This is a genomic window from Streptomyces shenzhenensis (genome assembly GCF_021462265.1).
GTDB classification, from domain to species: Bacteria; Actinomycetota; Actinomycetes; order Streptomycetales; family Streptomycetaceae; genus Streptomyces; species Streptomyces shenzhenensis.
Genome location: NZ_JAJONF010000244.1, coordinates 1 through 233, shown reverse-complemented (window position 1 = coordinate 233; position 233 = coordinate 1). Strand labels below are relative to the sequence as shown.

Sequence of the window (233 nt, the reverse complement as noted above, 5' to 3'; positions counted from 1 at the left end):
GTCGAAGACGTGGTAGGCGACGCTGTCCGGGTCGGCCGGAGGGACCGTGCCGTGGATACGGAGGCAGAGCACGACGGCCGCCGGGTAGGTGAAGGTCTCCTCGATGTCGGCCCGGAGCCCGAGCGCGTGCAGGCGGGAGCAGCGGCTGAGAACGTGGGAGCGGGCGTGGCAGCCGGTGTCCCCGCCGCCGGGCGGGCTCCAGTGCACGTTCGCGTGCAGCACCTCGGCAAGCA

Annotated in this window: 1 protein-coding gene; it reads right to left on the bottom strand. The window is 73.0% G+C overall.

Annotation, left to right across the window (positions count from 1 at the left end):
• Positions 1–233 (bottom strand): hypothetical protein (locus LQ326_RS47655; RefSeq protein WP_234545446.1); only part of this gene is annotated, 233 nt, incomplete at both ends.